This window comes from Aeromicrobium sp. HA, from assembly GCF_027171405.1.
In the GTDB taxonomy this organism is placed as follows: domain Bacteria; phylum Actinomycetota; class Actinomycetes; order Propionibacteriales; family Nocardioidaceae; genus Aeromicrobium; species Aeromicrobium tamlense.
Genome location: NZ_CP114372.1, coordinates 2,926,813 through 2,945,001 on the forward strand (window position 1 = coordinate 2,926,813; position 18,189 = coordinate 2,945,001).

General features: G+C 68.7%; 15 protein-coding genes and 3 tRNA genes. 3 read left to right on the forward strand and 15 right to left on the reverse strand.

Going from position 1 to position 18,189, the window contains the following annotated elements:
- Positions 1-73: 73 nt before the first annotated feature.
- Positions 74-1,231 carry an acyltransferase family protein gene (locus tag O3S82_RS14485; protein WP_269303756.1) on the forward strand — a complete coding sequence of 386 codons (1,158 nt, stop codon included), beginning with the start codon at positions 74-76 and terminating at the stop codon, positions 1,229-1,231.
- Between the two features lie 66 nt (positions 1,232-1,297).
- Here the strand turns inward: O3S82_RS14485 and O3S82_RS14490 are convergent, their stop codons facing one another.
- From O3S82_RS14490 to O3S82_RS14535, 10 genes are all read right to left on the reverse strand, one after another.
- Positions 1,298-5,122 carry a DNA-directed RNA polymerase subunit beta' gene (locus tag O3S82_RS14490; protein WP_269303758.1) on the reverse strand — a complete coding sequence of 1,275 codons (3,825 nt, stop codon included), beginning with the start codon at positions 5,120-5,122 and terminating at the stop codon, positions 1,298-1,300.
- Positions 5,123-5,163: 41 nt separating this feature from the next.
- On the reverse strand, positions 5,164-8,706 hold the full coding sequence (gene rpoB, locus O3S82_RS14495) for a DNA-directed RNA polymerase subunit beta (protein WP_179422705.1): 3,543 nt from the start codon (positions 8,704-8,706) through the stop codon (positions 5,164-5,166).
- Positions 8,707-9,072: 366 nt separating this feature from the next.
- Positions 9,073-9,465 carry a 50S ribosomal protein L7/L12 gene (rplL, locus tag O3S82_RS14500; RefSeq protein ID WP_179422703.1) on the reverse strand — a complete coding sequence of 131 codons (393 nt, stop codon included), beginning with the start codon at positions 9,463-9,465 and terminating at the stop codon, positions 9,073-9,075.
- Between the two features lie 57 nt (positions 9,466-9,522).
- Positions 9,523-10,158: a 50S ribosomal protein L10 gene (rplJ, locus tag O3S82_RS14505; RefSeq protein ID WP_179422701.1), complete on the reverse strand. Its 636-nt coding sequence runs from the start codon at positions 10,156-10,158 to the stop codon at positions 9,523-9,525.
- 216 nt (positions 10,159-10,374) lie between these two features.
- Complete coding sequence (locus O3S82_RS14510) at positions 10,375-11,214, reverse strand: hypothetical protein (protein WP_269303761.1); 840 nt, start codon at positions 11,212-11,214, stop codon at positions 10,375-10,377.
- Between the two features lie 98 nt (positions 11,215-11,312).
- Positions 11,313-12,029 (reverse strand): 50S ribosomal protein L1, encoded by a 717-nt coding sequence (gene rplA / locus O3S82_RS14515; protein WP_179422697.1) that lies wholly within the window; start codon positions 12,027-12,029, stop codon positions 11,313-11,315.
- A 73-nt stretch (positions 12,030-12,102) separates the two neighbouring features.
- Positions 12,103-12,534, reverse strand: coding sequence for a 50S ribosomal protein L11 (gene rplK / locus O3S82_RS14520; RefSeq protein WP_179422695.1), 432 nt, complete (start codon positions 12,532-12,534; stop codon positions 12,103-12,105).
- A gap of 82 nt (positions 12,535-12,616) precedes the next feature.
- On the reverse strand, positions 12,617-13,396 hold the full coding sequence (gene nusG / locus O3S82_RS14525; protein ID WP_269303764.1) for a transcription termination/antitermination protein NusG: 780 nt from the start codon (positions 13,394-13,396) through the stop codon (positions 12,617-12,619).
- Positions 13,397-13,412: 16 nt separating this feature from the next.
- Positions 13,413-13,634: a preprotein translocase subunit SecE gene (gene secE / locus O3S82_RS14530; RefSeq protein WP_179422693.1), complete on the reverse strand. Its 222-nt coding sequence runs from the start codon at positions 13,632-13,634 to the stop codon at positions 13,413-13,415.
- 42 nt (positions 13,635-13,676) lie between these two features.
- Positions 13,677-13,749, reverse strand: a tRNA-Trp gene (locus O3S82_RS14535).
- A 139-nt stretch (positions 13,750-13,888) separates the two neighbouring features.
- Here O3S82_RS14535 and O3S82_RS14540 point away from each other — a divergent pair.
- Both O3S82_RS14540 and O3S82_RS14545 read left to right on the forward strand, forming a co-directional pair.
- Complete coding sequence (locus O3S82_RS14540; protein ID WP_269303766.1) at positions 13,889-14,920, forward strand: adenosine deaminase; 1,032 nt, start codon at positions 13,889-13,891, stop codon at positions 14,918-14,920.
- Positions 14,917-15,429: a DUF4190 domain-containing protein gene (locus O3S82_RS14545; RefSeq protein ID WP_179422689.1), complete on the forward strand. Its 513-nt coding sequence runs from the start codon at positions 14,917-14,919 to the stop codon at positions 15,427-15,429. The genes O3S82_RS14540 and O3S82_RS14545 overlap by 4 nt, the downstream gene beginning before the upstream one ends.
- 16 nt (positions 15,430-15,445) lie before the next feature.
- Here O3S82_RS14545 and O3S82_RS14550 read toward each other — a convergent pair whose 3' ends face one another.
- From O3S82_RS14550 to O3S82_RS14570, 5 genes are all read right to left on the reverse strand, one after another.
- Positions 15,446-16,468, reverse strand: coding sequence for a UDP-N-acetylmuramate dehydrogenase (locus tag O3S82_RS14550; protein WP_269303769.1), 1,023 nt, complete (start codon positions 16,466-16,468; stop codon positions 15,446-15,448).
- An 89-nt stretch (positions 16,469-16,557) separates the two neighbouring features.
- Positions 16,558-16,728 (reverse strand): 50S ribosomal protein L33, encoded by a 171-nt coding sequence (gene rpmG, locus O3S82_RS14555; RefSeq protein ID WP_179422685.1) that lies wholly within the window; start codon positions 16,726-16,728, stop codon positions 16,558-16,560.
- A 70-nt stretch (positions 16,729-16,798) separates the two neighbouring features.
- A tRNA-Met gene (locus O3S82_RS14560) sits at positions 16,799-16,872 on the reverse strand.
- 29 nt (positions 16,873-16,901) lie between these two features.
- A tRNA-Thr gene (locus tag O3S82_RS14565) sits at positions 16,902-16,974 on the reverse strand.
- A gap of 86 nt (positions 16,975-17,060) precedes the next feature.
- Positions 17,061-18,086 (reverse strand): quinone-dependent dihydroorotate dehydrogenase, encoded by a 1,026-nt coding sequence (locus O3S82_RS14570; RefSeq protein ID WP_269303772.1) that lies wholly within the window; start codon positions 18,084-18,086, stop codon positions 17,061-17,063.
- Positions 18,087-18,189 lie beyond the last annotated feature (103 nt).

An 18,189-nucleotide genomic window follows, 5' to 3' on the forward strand; every position in this document is an offset into this window, starting at 1 on the left:
GTCAGCGAGTGAACGATGCAGAGGCCCGAATCGCGCCTCCGGCCTACCCTGCGCTTCGTGAGGCGGTGGCGCGATGAGTCGTCTCGATCCGCTGCCGCTCAGCACCTCTGCACCCAAGGAGCGCGTCGCCTACCTCGACAACGCGCGGTACTGGGTCATGCTCCTGGTCGTCATCGGCCACTCCCTGACCGAGCTGGTGGTGATGGACTCCGCCCGCGGCGTCTACACGTGGATCTACCTGTTCCACATGCCGTTCTTCGTGCTGATCTCGGGCTACACGGCTCGTCACTACGTGGGCGACTTCCGCCAGATCCGGCGCATCGTGTCGACCCTGATCGTGCCGTACCTCATCGTCGAGACCGGCCTGCAGCTGATCACCCGCCACTACGACGGCGAGCCCGAGCACTTCATGATCCTGTCGCCGCAGTGGCTCGGCTGGTTCCTGGCCGCCCTGTTCATCTGGCGTCTGACGACCCCCATCTGGCGGGCCCTGAAGTACCCGATCACCACCGCCGTGCTGATCTCCCTGCTCGCCGGCCTCATCGAGATCCCCAACGTGCTGGCGCTGCCGAAGGTCCTCGGCCTGCTGCCGTTCTACGTCATCGGGCTGCACTTCGACCGCGAGGTCTTCCTGTGGCTGGGTCACGCGCGCAACCGCATCGTCGCGGCGGTGCTGCTGGGCGGCTCCTTCGTCGTCTGCCTGGCGTTCGCGCAGTCCTGGGCCGACCGCTGGCCGCTCACGACGTGGCTGCTGTGGAAGGCCCGCTACGACGAGCTCGGCGCGGGTCCGCTCGAGGGCATCGCGATCCGGGCGCTGCTGCTCGTGATCGCCTTCGTGCTCACGCTGGCCGCCCTCTCGCTCGTGCCGCGGGGCCGCTCGTGGACCACGACGATGGGCGGGCGCACCTTCTACTGCTACCTGCTGCACGGCTTCGTCATCCTGTGGCTCGACCGTCACTTCGACCTGTGGCAGCGCATCGAGCCCTACGGCGCCACCGCCGTGCTGGGCTGCATCGCCACCGCGACGATCGTGGCCAACCTGCTCATGACGAAGCCGGTCGCCACGGTGTTCCGCCCGATCTTCGAGCCGCGACTGACGTGGATGTTCCGCGACCCGAGCGAGGACACCCAGCACCTCCCGGGCGATCACCCCGACGTGTGGGACCGCGGCGTCGAGCGCACCCTCCCCCGCCGTGCGCACCGGCCGCCGAGTCACCACCACCTCCGCTGAGCCCGGCGCCTCCGCCCGGGCATGACGAAGGGGCCCTGCCGATCGGCAGGGCCCCTTCGCGTTGACTCAGCTGTCGAAGCTGAAGTCGTAGTCGTCCAACGCCACCGGCGCCGCGTCCGAGGCTCCGAACTGGTAGTCGAAGCTGTCGTAGCCCGTGACCGCGTAGGCGTTCTGACGCGCCTCCTCGGTGGGCTCGACCCGGATGTTGCGGTACCGCTCCAGGCCGGTGCCGGCCGGGATCAGCTTGCCGATGATGATGTTCTCCTTCAGACCGCGCAGCGAGTCCGACTTGCCCTGGATCGCGGCCTCGGTGAGGACGCGGGTCGTCTCCTGGAAGGAGGCGGCCGACAGCCAGGACTCGACGGCCAGCGAGGCCTTCGTGATGCCCATCAGGACCGGACGGCCCGAGGCGGGGGTGCCGCCCTCGGCCACGACGCGACGGTTCTCCTCCTCGAAGATCGCGCGGTCCGCGAGATCGCCGGGGATGAGCTTGGCGTCACCCTGCTCGATGACCGTCACGCGACGGAGCATCTGGCGCACGATGATCTCGATGTGCTTGTCGTGGATCGCCACGCCCTGGCTGCGGTAGACCTCCTGGACCTCGTCCACGAGGTGCTCCTGCGCCTTGCGGACACCCAGGATGCGCAGGACCTCCTGCGGATCGGGCGTACCGTGCGTGAGCTGCTGACCGACCTCGACGGAGTCGTTGTCCTGGACCAGCAGGCGCGCACGCTTGGTGACCGGGTACTCCATCGGCTCGGCGCCGTCGTCGGGCGTGACCACGATCTTGCGACCCTTGTCGGTGTCGTCGATCGTGATGCGGCCCGCGGCCTCGGTGATCGGGGCCTTGCCCTTGGGCTGACGGGCCTCGAAGAGCTCCACGACGCGCGGCAGACCGTGCGTGATGTCGTCACCGGCCACACCACCGGTGTGGAAGGTACGCATCGTCAGCTGGGTGCCGGGCTCACCGATCGACTGGGCCGCGATGGTGCCGACGGCCTCGCCGATGTCGACGAGCTTGCCGGTGGCCAGCGAACGGCCGTAGCACTTGGCGCAGGTGCCGGTCTTGGCGTCGCAGGTCAGGACCGTGCGCACCTTGATCGTCTCCACACCCGATGCGATGAGGTGGTTGATCTCGACGTCGCCGAGGTCCTCACCCGCACCGACCAGGACCTCGCCCGACTCCGGGTGGACGATGTCCACCGCGGCGTTGCGGGCGTAGGCCGACGTCTCGACGTTCTCGGCGGCGACGAGGGTGCCGTCGTCGAGACGCGTCGCGATCACCTTGGGCAGACCACGCTCGGTGCCGCAGTCCTCCTCGCGGATGATGACGTCCTGGCTGACGTCGACCAGACGACGGGTCAGGTATCCCGAGTCGGCCGTGCGCAGCGCGGTGTCGGCCAGGCCCTTGCGAGCACCGTGGGTCGCGATGAAGTACTCGACGACCGACAGGCCCTCGCGGTAGTTCGCCTTGATCGGGCGCGGGATGATCTCGCCCTTCGGGTTGGCGACCAGGCCTCGCATGGCGGCGATCTGACGCAGCTGCATCATGTTGCCTCGCGCACCGGAGTTGACCATCATCCAGATCGGGTTGTCCCCGCTGGCCTTGAACATCTCCTCCATCGTGCCCGCGACCTCGGCCGTGGCCTGGGTCCAGATCTCGATGAGCTCCTGGCGACGCTCGTCCTCGGTGATGAGACCGCGGTCGAACTGCTGCTGAACCTTGGCGGCCTGACCCTCGTACTTCTCGAGGATCTTGCCCTTCTCCTCGGGACTGACGACGTCGTCCATCGAGATCGTCACGCCCGAGCGGGTCGCCCAGTGGAAGCCGGCGTCCTTCAGGTTGTCCAGCGCGACGGCCACGTCGACCTTGCTGTAGCGCTCGGCGAGGTCGTTGACGATGACGCCGAGCTCCTTCTTGCCGACCTGGAAGTTGACGAACGGGTAGTCCTGCGGCAGGGCGTCGTTGAAGATCGCGCGACCGAGCGTGGTCTCGCGGATCTCGCCGTCGATGCGGATCTTCACCTTGCTCTGCAGCGTGATCTCGCCACGCTCGAACGCCATCGTCGCCTCGGCCGGCGAGCTGAACGCACGACCCTCGCCCACGTGACCGTCACGGTCCAGGGTCAGGAAGTACAGGCCGATGATCATGTCCTGGGTGGGCATGGTCACCGGACGGCCGTCCGACGGCTTGAGGATGTTGTTCGTCGAGAGCATCAGGACGCGGGCCTCGGCCTGCGCCTCGGCGCTCAGCGGCAGGTGCACGGCCATCTGGTCACCGTCGAAGTCGGCGTTGAAGGCCGAGCAGACGAGCGGGTGGATCTGGATGGCCTTGCCCTCGATGAGCTGCGGCTCGAACGCCTGGATGCCCAGACGGTGCAGGGTGGGCGCGCGGTTCAGCAGCACGGGGTGCTCGGTGATGACCTCTTCGAGGACGTCCCACACGACCGGGCGGGCCCGCTCGACCATGCGCTTGGCGCTCTTGATGTTCTGCGCGTGGTTCAGGTCGACCAGACGCTTCATCACGAACGGCTTGAACAGCTCGAGCGCCATCTGCTTGGGCAGACCGCACTGGTGCAGCTTGAGCTGCGGGCCGACGACGATGACCGAACGGCCCGAGTAGTCGACGCGCTTGCCGAGCAGGTTCTGACGGAAGCGACCCTGCTTGCCCTTGAGCATGTCGGAGATCGACTTCAGCGGACGGTTGCCCGGACCCGTGACGGGACGGCCACGACGGCCGTTGTCGAACAGCGAGTCGACGGCCTCCTGCAGCATCCGCTTCTCGTTGTTGACGATGATCTCGGGCGCGCCGAGGTCGAGCAGTCGCTTGAGGCGGTTGTTGCGGTTGATCACGCGGCGGTACAGGTCGTTGAGGTCGGAGGTCGCGAAGCGGCCACCGTCGAGCTGCACCATCGGGCGCAGCTCCGGCGGGATCACCGGGACGGCGTCCAGGACCATGCCTGCCGGGTTGTTCTCGCTGCCCATGAAGGCCGAGACGACCTTGAGGCGCTTGAGGGCACGCGTCTTGCGCTGGCCCTTGCCCGTGGCGATGATCTCGCGCAGCGACTCGGCCTCGGCCTGGAGGTCGAAGTCCTGGAGGCGCTTCTGGATCGCCGCGGCGCCCATGAAGCCCTCGAAGTACTTGCCGAAGCGGTACTGCATCTCGCGGAAGAGCAGCTCGTCACCCTCGAGGTCCTGGACCTTGAGGTTCTTGAACCGGTCCCAGACCTCCTGGATGCGCGCGATCTCACGGTCGTGACGGTCGCGCAGCTGGCCCATCTCGCGCTCGGCCGCGTCGCGGACCTTGCGCAGCTCGGCCGCCTTGGCGTCCTCGGCCTCGAGCGCCGCGACGTCCTCCTCGAGCTTGACGGCCCGAGTGTTGATCGCGTCGTTCTTGCGGTTCTCGATCTGGTCGATCTCCTGACGGATCCGACCCTCGAGGCTGTCGAGGTCGCGGTGACGCGCGTCCTCGTCGACCGAGGTGATCATGTAGGCCGCGAAGTAGATGACCTTCTCCAGGTCCTTCGGGGCGAGGTCCAGCAGGTAGCCCAGCCGACTCGGCACGCCCTTGAAGTACCAGATGTGCGTGACCGGGGCGGCGAGCTCGATGTGGCCCATCCGCTCACGGCGCACCTTGGAGCGGGTCACCTCGACGCCGCAGCGCTCACAGATGATGCCCTTGAAGCGCACGCGCTTGTACTTGCCGCAGTAGCACTCCCAGTCCCGGGTGGGACCGAAGATCTTCTCGCAGAAGAGTCCGTCACGCTCGGGCTTGAGCGTGCGGTAGTTGATCGTCTCCGGCTTCTTGACCTCGCCGAACGACCAGTTGCGGATGTCGTCGGCGGTCGCGAGACCGATCTTGAGCTGATCGAAGAAGTTCACGTCGAGCACGGTGTCTTCTTTCCCTTTCGAAAGGTGTGTGGAGTCCGGACTCAGAGCTCGTCGACGGACGACGGCTCGCGGCGGGACAGGTCGATACCGAGCTCCTCGGCGGCGCGGAAGAACTCCTCCTCGGAGTCCTTCATCTCGACGGCGGTGCCGTCGGCCGAGAGCACTTCGACGTTGAGACACAGCGACTGCATCTCCTTGACGAGAACCTTGAACGACTCCGGGATGCCCGGCTCGGGAACGTTCTCGCCCTTCACGATGGCTTCGTACACCTTGACGCGGCCGACGATGTCGTCGGACTTGATCGTCAGCAGCTCCTGCAGCGCGTACGCGGCGCCGTAGGCCTCGAGGGCCCAGACCTCCATCTCACCGAAGCGCTGGCCACCGAACTGGGCCTTACCGCCGAGCGGCTGCTGGGTGATCATCGAGTACGGGCCGGTCGAGCGCGCGTGGATCTTGTCGTCGACCAGGTGGTGCAGCTTCAGCATGTACATGTAGCCGACGCTGATCGGATCCGGGAACCGCTCGCCGGTGCGACCGTCGAACAGGCGCGCCTTGCCGTCGGGGCCGACCATGCGGTCGCCGTCGCGGTTCGGACGCGTGTTGGACAGCAGACCGGAGATCTCGTCCTCGCGAGCACCGTCGAACACCGGGGTGGCGATGTTCGTGTTCGGGTCGGCCGAGTCGGCACCGATCTTGCGCAGGCGCTCGGCCCACTCCTCCTTGGTGGAGTCGGGGACCTCCCAGCCGGCCTTGGCGATCCACCCGAGGTGGGTCTCCAGGACCTGGCCGACGTTCATGCGGCCGGGCACGCCGAGCGGGTTCAGGACGATGTCGACCGGCGATCCGTCCTCGAGGAACGGCATGTCCTCGACGGGCAGGATCTTGGCGATGACGCCCTTGTTGCCGTGGCGGCCGGCGAGCTTGTCGCCGTGGCTGATCTTGCGCTTCTGGGCCACGTAGACGCGGACCAGCTGGTTCACGCCGGGGCTCAGCTCGTCACCCTCGGACGCGTCGAAGACGCGGACGCCGATGACGGTGCCGGACTCGCCGTGCGGGACCTTGAGCGACGTGTCGCGCACCTCGCGCGCCTTCTCGCCGAAGATCGCGCGGAGCAGGCGCTCCTCGGGGGTCAGCTCGGTCTCGCCCTTGGGCGTGACCTTGCCGACGAGGATGTCGCCGTTGCCGACCTCGGCGCCGATGCGGATGATGCCGCGCTCGTCGAGGTTCGCGAGGGTCTCCTCGCTGACGTTCGGGACGTCGCGCGTGATCTCCTCGGGGCCCAGCTTGGTGTCGCGGGCGTCGACCTCGTGCTCCTCGATGTGGATCGAGGTCAGCAGGTCGTCCTGGACGACGCGCTGGGACAGGATGATCGCGTCCTCGTAGTTGTGACCCTGCCAGGGCATGAAGGCGACGAGCAGGTTGGTGCCCAGCGCCATCTCGCCCTCGTCGGTGCAGGGGCCGTCGGCCAGCGGCGTGCCGACCTCGACCCGCTGGCCCTCGCGCACCAGCGGACGCTGGTTCGTGCAGGTGCCCTGGTTCGAGCGACGGAACTTCGCCAGGCGGTACGTGGTGTACGTGCCCTCGTCCTCCATGATCTCGACGAGATCGGCGGAGACCTCCTTGACGACGCCGGCCTTCTTGGCGACGGTGACGTCGCCGGCGTCGACGGCGGCACGGAACTCCATGCCGGTGCCGACCAGGGGCGCGTCGTTGCGGATCAGCGGCACGGCCTGACGCTGCATGTTGGCGCCCATGAGCGCGCGGTTCGCGTCGTCGTGCTCGAGGAACGGGATCAGCGCGGTCGCGACCGACACCATCTGGCGCGGCGAGACGTCCATGTAGTCGACCTCGCCGGCCGGGCGGAGCTCGGCCTCGCCGCCACGCTGGCGCACCAGCACGGCGTCCTCGGCGAACGTGCCGTCCTCGTTGAGGACCGAGTTCGCCTGCGCGACGATGTAGCGGTCCTCGTCGGTGGCGGTCAGGTAGTCGATCTGGTCGCTGACCTTGCCGTCGACGACGCGGCGGTACGGCGTCTCGACGAAGCCGAACGGGTTGATCCGTCCGAACGACGCGAGCGAGCCGATCAGACCGATGTTCGGGCCCTCGGGCGTCTCGATCGGGCACATGCGGCCGTAGTGCGACGGGTGGACGTCGCGGACCTCGTAGCCGGCGCGCTCACGCGACAGACCACCCGGGCCGAGGGCCGACAGACGACGCTTGTGCGTCAGGCCCGCGAGCGGGTTGTTCTGGTCCATGAACTGCGACAGCTGGCTGGTGCCGAAGAACTCCTTCAGCGCCGCCGTGATCGGACGGATGTTGATCAGGGTCTGCGGCGTGATCGCCTCGACGTCCTGGGTCGTCATCCGCTCGCGCACGACGCGCTCCATGCGGGCCAGGCCGGTGCGGAGCTGGTTCTGGATCAGCTCGCCGACCGTGCGCATGCGACGGTTGCCGAAGTGGTCGATGTCGTCGGCCTCGACCGGGACGGTGCCGGCCGGGGTCTCGAGCTCGGTGGCGCCGTCGTGGAGGGCCACGACGTAGCGGATCGTGGCGACGATGTCGTCGAGCGTCAGCGTCTGCTGGTCGAACGCGGCGTCGGTGCCGAGCTTCTTGTTGATCTTGTGGCGACCGACCTTGGCCGTGTCGTACCGCTTCGGGTTGAAGTAGTAGTTCTCCAGCAGGGTCTGCGCGGCCTCGACACTCGGCGGCTCGCCCGGACGCAGCTTGCGGTAGATGTCGATGAGCGAGCGGCGGGTGACCTCGGCGTCGACCATCTCGTTGGTGACGGCGGTGTCGCGGGCCTTCTTCTCGAGCTCCTCGCGCACGATCTCGCTGCGGACGGAGTCCTTCTCCATCGTGATGCGGATCGACTCGTACTGGCCGAACTCCTCGACGATGCGCTCCTCGGTGAACCCGAGGGCCTTGAGGAGCATCGTGACGGACTGCTTGCGCTTGCGGTCGAGACGGACGCCGACGATGTCGCGCTTGTCGATCTCGAACTCCAGCCACGCACCGCGCGACGGGATGACGCGCGCCGTGAAGATGTCCTTGTCGGACGTCTTGTCGGGGGTGCGCTCGAAGTAGACGCCCGGCGAGCGGACGAGCTGGGAGACGACGACACGCTCGGTGCCGTTGATGATGAAGGTGCCCTTGTCGGTCATGAGCGGGAACTCGCCCATGAAGACGGTCTGGCTCTTGATCTCGCCGGTCTCGTTGTTCATGAACTCGGCGGTGACGAACAGGGGGGCGGCGTACGTGACGTCGCGGTCCTTGCAGTCCTCGACCGAGTACTTCGCGGGCTCGAAGCGGTGGTCGCGGAAGGACAGGCTCATCGTCTCGGAGAAGTCCTCGATGGGGCTGATCTCCTCGAAGATCTCCTCCAGGCCGGACTTGCCGGAGACGTCGTTGCGCCCGGCGGCCAGATCGGCCTCGACGCGCTCGCGCCAGGCATCGCTGCCGATCAGCCAGTCGAAGCTGTCGGTCTGCAGGGAGAGAAGCTCAGGAACCTCGAGCGGTTCGGCGATCTTCGCGAACGAGATGCGCGAGGTGGTGTTCGTGGGTGCGGCGGTACGCGAGGCGGCCAAGAGAAGTCCTTCCGAAGGAACTCGCATGCGGTGAACGTGGCGGTTCTGTACTCTTCAGTTGTCGTCGAGCGGCTCGTGCCGCTCCACCACACGGCTGGTGCCGTGTGCGCGCACGCTTCGGGAGCCCCGTCAAGTCCTGCACACAGCGAGCAGGACGGAACCAGGGCATGACAAAGTGGGCGCGAACCTCAAGCCTATCGCGCCGACACTCCGATATCAACCCCGGGTCTTGACATCGGCGCGATGATCGGGAACGATCATTCGTTTCCCCTTTGCTCCCGGCGAATTCGACACTCCCCCGGAAACGGCGAAGACGCCCGTCCCCCGAGGGGAACGAGCGCCTTCGCGCGAGCAGTCAGCCGAAGATCACTTGAGGGTGATCGTGGCGCCGGCGGCCTCGAGGGCCTCCTTGGCCTTGTCGGCGGTCTCCTTGTTGACACCCTCGAGGACGGCCTTGGGGGCGCCCTCGACGAGGTCCTTGGCCTCCTTCAGGCCCAGGCTCGTGAGGCCACGGACCTCCTTGATGACCTGGATCTTCTTGTCGCCGGCCGACTCGAGGACGACGTCGAACTCGTCCTTCTCCTCAGCGGCGGCGGCGTCGCCGCCGCCAGCGGCGGGAGCGCCCGCGGCAGCCACGGCCACCGGAGCGGCGGCGGTGACCTCGAAGGTCTCCTCGAACTGCTTCACGAACTCCGAGAGCTCGATCAGCGTCATCTCCTTGAAGGCATCCAACAGCTCGTCGGTGCTCAGCTTCGCCATGATTGGCGTCCTTTCTGCAATGAGACCCCGAGGGGGTCCCGATGGGAATCGGGCGGTTCAGCCCTCGGTGACGTCGGTCTCGACGTTCTCGGTGTCCGACTCGGCCGCGGGGGCCTCGTCGGCGGGTGCCTGCTCGGCGGTCTCGGCGGCGGGAGCACCCGCAGCCAGGACCGACGGATCGGCTTCGGCCTTCGCCTGCAGCGCCGCGATGGTGCGGGCCGCCTGCGACAGCGGGGCGTTGAACAGCCCCGCGGCCTTGGCCAGGTTGGCCTTGAGGCCACCAGCGAGCTTGGCGAGGAGGACCTCGCGCGACTCGAGGTCGGCCAGCTTGTTGATCTCGTCGGCGGAGAGCGTCTTCCCCTCGAGGAAGCCGCCCTTCAGGACGAGAGCGGGGTTAGCCTTCGCGAAGTCGCGCAGACCCTTCGCCGCATCGACCGGATCGCCCGTGATGAAGGCGATCGCGGTGGGACCGGTGAGCAACGACTCGTCGAGCTCGAGGCCGGCATCCCTCGCGGCGATCTTGGTCAGCGTGTTCTTGGCGACGGCATAGCTCGCGGCATCGCCAAGCGCGCGCCGCAGATCCTGCAGCTGCTTGACGTTGAGGCCGCGGTACTCGGTGAGCACCGCGCCGTTGGACTCGCGGAAGCTGTCCGCGAGCTCGGCGACGGCTGCTGCCTTGTCCGGGCGTGCCATGGGTCTCCTTCACTGTCATGCGAAGACCACCTGCACGAGAAGAGCGTCCCGTGCCACTGGCACAGGACGCTCGTGTGAACGCAGGGACGAACCCTGATCTGCACCTGCGCAGGTCGCCCTCTCGGGCACTTCGGGTGACTCGTGGGAGACACCACCGGCGGTCTTCGGCTCGTCCAGTCTAGGCGGCCGCCGGGGGTTCCTCCAAATCGGGGTCGCTCAGCCCTCGCGCGTGGGGTCGGCGGTCGGGAACGCGCCGAGGCCCTTCATGTCCGAGATCTCGTCCTTGGCCGGGGCCTCGACCTCGACGGGCTCACCCCACTTGCTCCAGGTGATGGTGCTCTCGGTGCCGGCCAGGTCCATCGTCATCTTGCGCAGGAGGTCGTCGGCGCCGACGTGCATGACGTAGCGCAGCTCCTTCGGCATCGACTTCGGCAGCTGCTGGCCCTGCTCCTCGAGCACCTTGGCGGTGTCGACCGCGACCTCGATCCTCGTCGTGTCGACGCCGTCGACCTGGCCGCCGTCGCCCTGGTTGTCGAACTCGACCAGCGCGGACTTGAAGGTCTCCAGCTGCGCCGTGGGGTCGGCCTGGTCGGCCATCGAGCCGTACTGCCTCGCCAGCGGGCTGTCGGGATCGGTGAGGTCGATCTTGGCGTACTTGCCGCCGGTCATCTCACCCATCTTGAGGTACATCACGCCCTCGACCAGGCGCAGGTCCATCGTCATCGCGCCCATGTCCATCGTGAGGTGCGAGGCGGAGTCGGTGACCGACTCGGCCATCTGCACGTCGCCGTTCATCGTGATGGACTGGCCGCCCATGCCGGAGGTCATCTCCATGTGAGCGCTGCCGGCCTCGAGCTGGGCCGCGCTGAGGCGCTCGACGAAGTTGTCCTGCGTGAGCTCGCCCTCGGCCGGAGCCGCGGCCGGCTCCTTCGCGGCGGCCGCGGCGCTGGGGCCGTCGGAGGCGGCCGGCGTGGTGTCACCGTCCCCGGAGCCGCCACAGGCGGAGGTGAGTGCCAGCAGGCCGGCGGCGAGCGAGATCCCGAGCGTCTTCCTCATGCCGCCGACCCTACCCGGCGGGCCCCACCCGCCCTGCATGCGAACGCGACGACGCCGCCCTCGCGAGGAGGACGGCGTCGTCGGGTGAACGTGAAGGCTCAGGCCTCCTCGTCGACCGCCCAGTTGCGCGAGCGCGAGGGGTCGACCGGGATGCCGGGGCCGTTCGTGGTGGAGATCGTGGCGCGCTTGATGTAGCGGCCCTTCGAGCTGGCCGGCTTGAGACGCAGGATCTCCTCGATGGCGGTGCCGTAGTTCTCGGCGAGCTGCTCGGCCGAGAACGACGCCTTGCCCACGATGAAGTGGACGTTGGCGTGACGGTCCACGCGGAACTCGATCTTGCCGCCCTTGATGTCGCCGACGGCCTTGGCCACGTCGGTGGTGACGGTGCCGGTCTTGGGGTTCGGCATCAGGTTGCGGGGGCCGAGGACACGACCGAGGCGGCCGACCTTGCCCATCATGTCGGGCGTGGCGACGACGGCGTCGAAGTCGAGCCAGCCCTCGTTGATCTTGTCGACGAGCTCGTCGGCACCGACGAAGTCGGCACCGGCCTCACGAGCGGCATCGGCGTTGGCGCCGGTGGCGAAGACCAGGACCCGGGCGGTCTTGCCGGTCCCGTGCGGCAGGTTGACGGTGCCACGCACCATCTGGTCCGCCTTGCGGGGATCGACGCCGAGACGCACGACGGCGTCGACGGTCGAGTCGTACTTGGTGGAGCCGGACTCCTTGGCCAGGGTGGTGGCCTGGAGCGGCGTGTAGAGCGCGTCGCGGTCGATCTTCTCGGCGACGGCGCGGTACGCCTTGCTGCGCTGTGTCATGACTGGCTTCTCTCTGTGTACCAGGTGTGGTGCGGGCCCAGCTGGCCCTTCCACGGGGGATGTTCGGGGTGGTTCAGCCGTCGATGGTGACGCCCATGGAGCGGGCGGTTCCCTCGACGATCTTCATGGCGCCGTCGATGTCGTTGGCGTTGATGTCGGGCATCTTCGTCTGGGCGATCTCGCGCACCTGATCCTTGGTGAGCTTGCCGACCTTGTCCTTGTTCGGGACGGACGAGCCCTTCGACAGGCCGGCGGCCTTCTTGATCAGCTCGGCGGCCGGCGGCGTCTTCGTGATGAAGGTGAACGAGCGGTCCTCGTAGATCGTGATCTCGACGGGGACGACGTTGCCGCGCATGGACTCGGTCTGGGCGTTGTACGCCTTGCAGAAGTCCATGATGTTGACGCCGTGCGGGCCGAGCGCGGTGCCGACGGGCGGCGCCGGGTTGGCCTGGCCGGCCTGCAGCTGCACCTTGACGACAGCTGCGACCTTCTTCTTGGGAGGCATTTCGGGTCCTTCTAACTGGTTGTGCGTTCTGTGTCCGTCACCGCTCGAACGGCTCGGCGACCGACCTTTGATCGCGGGGCGATCAAACCTTCTGGATGTAGTCGAACGGCAGCTCGACCGAGGTCTCGCGACCGAAGATCTCGACGAGGCCCTTGACCTTCTGGCCCTCGAGGTTGATCTCGGTGATCGTCGCGTGCAGCGTGGCGAACGGCCCGTCGATGACGAGGACCGAGTCGCCGGCGGCGAAGTCGCTGAACTCGACCTTGGCGGGCGCGCTCTGCTGCGGCTCGGCGGTGGCGGTGGCCTCCGCGGCGACCTCGGCCTCGACGGCCGGGGCGAGCATCTTCTCGACCTCGGACAGGCTCAGCGGCACCGGCTGGTGCGCGTTGCCGACGAATCCGGTGACCGACGGCGTGTGGCGCACGACGCCCCACGAGTCGTCGGTGAGGTCCATGCGGACGAGCACGTAGCCCGGGAGCACGGTGCGCTTGACGAGCTTGCGCTGGCCGTTCTTGATCTCGGCGACCTCTTCGGTCGGCACGACGATCTCGTGGATGTAGTCCTCGGCGTTGAGCGCGACCTTGCGGTTCTCGAGGTTCTGCTGGACGCGCTTCTCCATGCCGGCGTACGTGTGGATCACGTACCAGTCGCCGGGCTGGCTCCAGAGGCGGTCGCGGAACTCCTGCAGGGGGTCGACGGACTCCTCGTCGGCCGCGTCGGCCTCGGAGGTCTCGGTCGCGGCGTCGGTGTCGGCGTCGGCGGCCTCGTCCGCGCCCTCGGCGTCGGGGGTCTCGTCGGACGACGGCTCGTGCGCGGACGTCTCGTCCACGGGCGCGTCGGTCTCGTCGAATTCGGAGGTCAAGATGTCAGTCCTTGGTCTAGGCGAAGATGGCGAACGCGGCCTTGCCGAACGCGTAGTCCAGTGCGGAGACGAACGCCATCATGATCAGCACGAAGACGAGCACGACGAAGAAGTAGTTGACGACCTGCGGACGGGTCGGCCACACCACCTTGCGCAGCTCGGCGACCACCTGGCGGTAGAACGTGAGCGGGGACGTGCGCTTGGTGCGCGTCCCGGCCAGTTCGTGATTCTCGCTCACGGTGCTCCTTCGTCGAACGGTGTCGGCTCACCGCCGACCTTGCAGGGCACGAGGGACTTGAACCCCCAACCTTCGGTTTTGGAGACCGATGCGCTGCCAGTTGCGCCAGTGCCCTTTCGCCCGGTTCCGGGCATGACGAAACAGGGTGAGTTTCGCCGGTTTCGTCAAGTGTACGCGGCCGGGCCACGAATGCGAAACCGGGCTTCCCCGGTGTCCCCCGAGCCCCTCTCCCACGGCCGTGACACGATGGCCGCGTGCGGCCCCTGACGACTCTTCCCAAGGCTCACCTGCACCTGCACTTCACCGGGTCGATGCGTCACGGCACGCTCATCGAGCTGGCCGAGCGCGACGGCGTGCACCTGCCCTCGGCGCTCGTCGAGGAGTGGCCGCCGCAGCTCTCCGCCGCCGACGAGAAGGGCTGGTTCCGCTTCCAGCGACTCTACGACGTGGCGCGCTCGGTCCTGCGCACGGAGGACGACGTGCGCCGCCTCGTGCGCGAGGCCGCCGAGGACGACCTCGCCGACGGCTGCGTGTGGACCGAGATCCAGGTCGACCCCTCCGGCTTCGCCTCGCGCTTCGGCGGCATCACGGCGTTCACCGACCTCGTGCTGGACGCGGTGCGTGACGCCTCGGCCTCGACCGGTCTGGGCATGAGCCTGATCGTGGCCGCCAACCGCACCCGGCACCCGATGGACGCGCGCACCCTCGCCCGCCTCGCGGCGCAGTACGCGGGCCGCGGCGTGCACGGCTTCGGGCTGTCCAACGACGAGCGGCGGGGCGACACGGCCGCGTTCGGCCCGGCGTTCCGCATCGCCGACCGCGCGGGACTCGTGCTGGCGCCCCACGGCGGCGAGCTGCGCGGGCCCGACCACGTGCGCCAGTGCCTCACCCACCTCGCGCCCCATCGGCTGGGCCACGGCGTGCGGGCGGCCGAGGATCCCCGGCTGCTGGAGACGATCGCGAACGCCGGGATCGGCCTCGAGGTGTGCCCTGCCTCCAACGTCGCGCTCGGCGTCTACGCCACGATCGACGAGGTCCCGGTGCGCGACCTGCTCGAGGCCGGGGTCGACGTCGCCCTCGGCGCCGACGACCCCCTGCTGTTCGGCACCCGCCTCGCGGGCCAGTACGCCCTCCTGCGCGCCGCGCAGAACTTCAGCGACGAGGAGCTCGCCGAGCTGGCCCGGCGGTCGCTGCGCGCCTCGCACGCCCCGGACGACCTGCGCGCCTCCGCCCTCGCGGGTGTCGAGGCCTGGCTGACCGACGCACGTGGAACGATGGCGCCATGAGCGACAACCAGCCGCCGTACCCCGGCGATTCCTCGGGTCAGCAGCCGAACGACCCCACCCCGGGCCCCGAGCAGCCCGGACACTCCGGACAGCCCGCGTACCCCGGCCAGCAGCCCTACGGCGCCCAGCCCGGCCAGCCGTACCCCGGTCAGCAGCAGTGGGGCGCGCCCGGCCAGCAGCAGTGGGGCGCTCCCCCGCCCAAGCACCCCAAGGCCACCCTCGTGCTCATCCTGGGCATCCTGGGCCTCATCGTGTGCGGCGTCCTGGCGCCCTTCGCCTGGGTGATGGGCAACCGCGCCGTCGCCGAGATCGATGCGAACCCGGGCGTCTACGACGGTCGCGGCGAGGCGCAGGCCGGCCGCATCCTGGGCATCATCGGCAGCGTCCTGCTGATCATCGGCGTCGTGGTGTTCGTCTTCGTGATCGTGCTGATCATGATCGGCGTCGCGTCGTCCTCGACCAGCACGTCGGACTACTCCGACCTCTCGCTGATCTCGCTGTTCTCCTGAGTGCCGTCGGCGCCGGCTACAGGTCGGCGCCGACGAGCACCGGCTCGTTGACGAGCCGGATCCCGAACTCCCGCTGCACCCCGTCGCGCACCTCGCGCGCCAGGTCGAGCAGCTCGGCCGTGGTGGCGCCCCCGCGATTGGTGAGGGCCAGCACGTGCTTGCCGGAGAGGCCCACGGGGCCCCGGCCGAACCCCTTCTCGAAGCCCGCGTGGTCGATGAGCCACGCGGCACTGGTCTTGACCGACCCGTCGGGCTGCTCGAAGCGCGGAGCGCCCTCGGGCAGCGCCGTGGCCTCCTGCGCCGAGAGGATCGGGTTGGTGAAGAACGACCCGGCGCTCCACGTGTCGTGGTCGTCGGCGTCGAGCACCATCCCCTTGCCCCGCCGCAGCGCCAGCACCGTCTCGCGGACCTGCGCCAGGCGCGCCCTGGCGCCGACCTCGACGCCGAGGTGGCGGGCCAGCTCGGCGTAGCGCACGGGGGCGCTGAGCGCGCCGGCGAAGCGCAGCTGGAAGGCGACCGTGAGCACGACGAAGCGGCCGGGCTCGTCCTTGAAGCGGCTGTGCCGGTAGGCGAAGCCGAGGTCGGTGAACATGAGCGTGCGGACGCGCTGCTCGACGCGGTCCCACGTGCGGACGCTGACGATCGTGTCGGCGACCTCCTGGCCGTAGGCGCCCACGTTCTGGATCGGGGTGGCACCGACCGAGCCGGGGATGCCGGCGAGGGCCTCGACGCCCTCCCAGTCCTGCGCGACGGCGTGGGCGACGAACCCGTCCCAGCTCTCGCCGGCGGCCACGGTGACCATGGCGCCGCTGCACGCGTCGGCGGAGACCTCGATCCCGCGCGTGCGGATCAGCACGACGGTGCCCTCGAAGCCGTCGTCCGCGACGACGAGGTTGCTGCCGCCGCCGACCAGCAGGACGGGCTCGCCGGCCTCGTCGGCCGAGCGGACGGCGGCGATCAGCTCGTCCTCGGTGGTGGCCTCCACGACCTCTCGGGCCGGACCTCCCAGGCGCAGCGTGGTGACCTCGGACAAGTGCATGCCGGTGACGCTAGCAGGCGGCTTCGGGAGGCCTGACAAACGTCGACGACCCCCGTGCCCAGGGGCACGGGGGTCGTCGGAAGTCGGGTTCAGCGCGTCTCGCGGTGCGCCTGGTGGGCGTCGCAGCGCGGGCAGTACTTCTTGACCTCGAGGCGGTCGGGATCGTTGCGACGGTTCTTCTTCGTGATGTAGTTGCGTTCCTTGCACTCAGTGCAGGCCAAGGTGATCTTGGGACGAACGTCGGAGCTCTTGCTGGCCACGGTGTGCCTCTTCTGGTCGGTGCCCCACCCGTTCCCGGGCGGGTGATGTGATGCTGACTTGCCGGTTCGGTAGCTGGGGCGGGGCTCGAACCCGCGACCTCACGATTATGAGTCGTGCGCTCTGACCAACTGAGCTACCCAGCCACGGAGTTGCGAGTCGCCTCGCTCCTCAGAGCCCCTTTACGGAATCGAACCGTAGACCTTTTCCTTACCATGGAAACGCTCTGCCGACTGAGCTAAAGGGGCAAGCCGACAAGTAAAGATACCGGGTCAGGTGCCGGGTTCCCAAATCGGGGTGGGCACGTCGTGGTGCGCCCTTGGCATCGCAGGGATTATCGAGCGGCTCGGGCGAGCCGGGAGGGCCACGACGGGCCGCCGTAGATGAAGCCCGTGTACGCCTGGACGAGGTCGGCGCCGGCCTCGATCCGGGTCCTCACGTCGGCCTCGCCGGTGACCCCGCCGACGCCGATCAGCGTGAGTCCCTCGCCGGCCCGCGCGCGGATCCGGCGCAGCACCTCGGTGGCGCGCTCGGCCAGGATCGGCCCGGACAGGCCACCGGCGCCCGCGGCGTCGACGACCTCGCGTGACGTGCGCAGGGTGTCGGGCCGGGCGATCGTCGTGTTGGTGGCGCTGATGCCGTCGAGGCCGAGCTCGAGGACGAGGTCGGTGACCTGGTCGATGTCCTCGTCGGCGAGGTCGGGCGCGATCTTCACCACCAATGGCACGCGGCGGCCGTGGTTGCCGTCAGCGACGGCCTTGACCGCAGCCAGGATCGGCTCGAGCGACTCGACGGCCTGCAGGTCGCGCAGCCCGGGCGTGTTCGGGCTCGAGACGTTGACGACGAGGTAGTCCGCGTAGGGCGACAGCAGGCGCGCACTCTCGACGTAGTCCTGCGCGGCACGCTCGGCGGGGACGACCTTCGTCTTGCCGATGTTGACGCCGATGACGGCCCGCTGCCCGGCGGCGGTGCCGCGCAGGCGGTGCAGGCGCGCGGCCACCTGGGCCGCGCCGTCGTTGTTGAATCCCATCCGGTTGACGATCGCGTGGTCGTCGACGAGCCGGAACAGACGCGGGCGCTCGTTGCCGGGCTGCGGGCGGGCGGTGACCGTGCCGATCTCGACGTGGCCGAAGCCCAGGGCGAGCAGGCCGAGGACGCCGCGCGCGTTCTTGTCGAAGCCGGCGGCGAGGCCGAAGCGGTGCGGGAACTCGACGCCCATGACGGTGACGGGGCTCGGCTCGACGCGGTAGGCCAGCGAGGTCAGCGGGCGACCTGCGCGGATCGCGGCGAAGGCACGCTCGTGGATCCGCTCGGGATCCATGCGGGCGAAGACGGTGTCGAAGAGCGCGTCGTAGGCCACGGCGCCACCCTAGGCCACCGCCGACCTCACCCCTCCGGTGCGCGAGATCTGTGGCACTGTCCACCCTTTTCGCGCCGGATCCGCCCGAAACCAGTGGATGCCG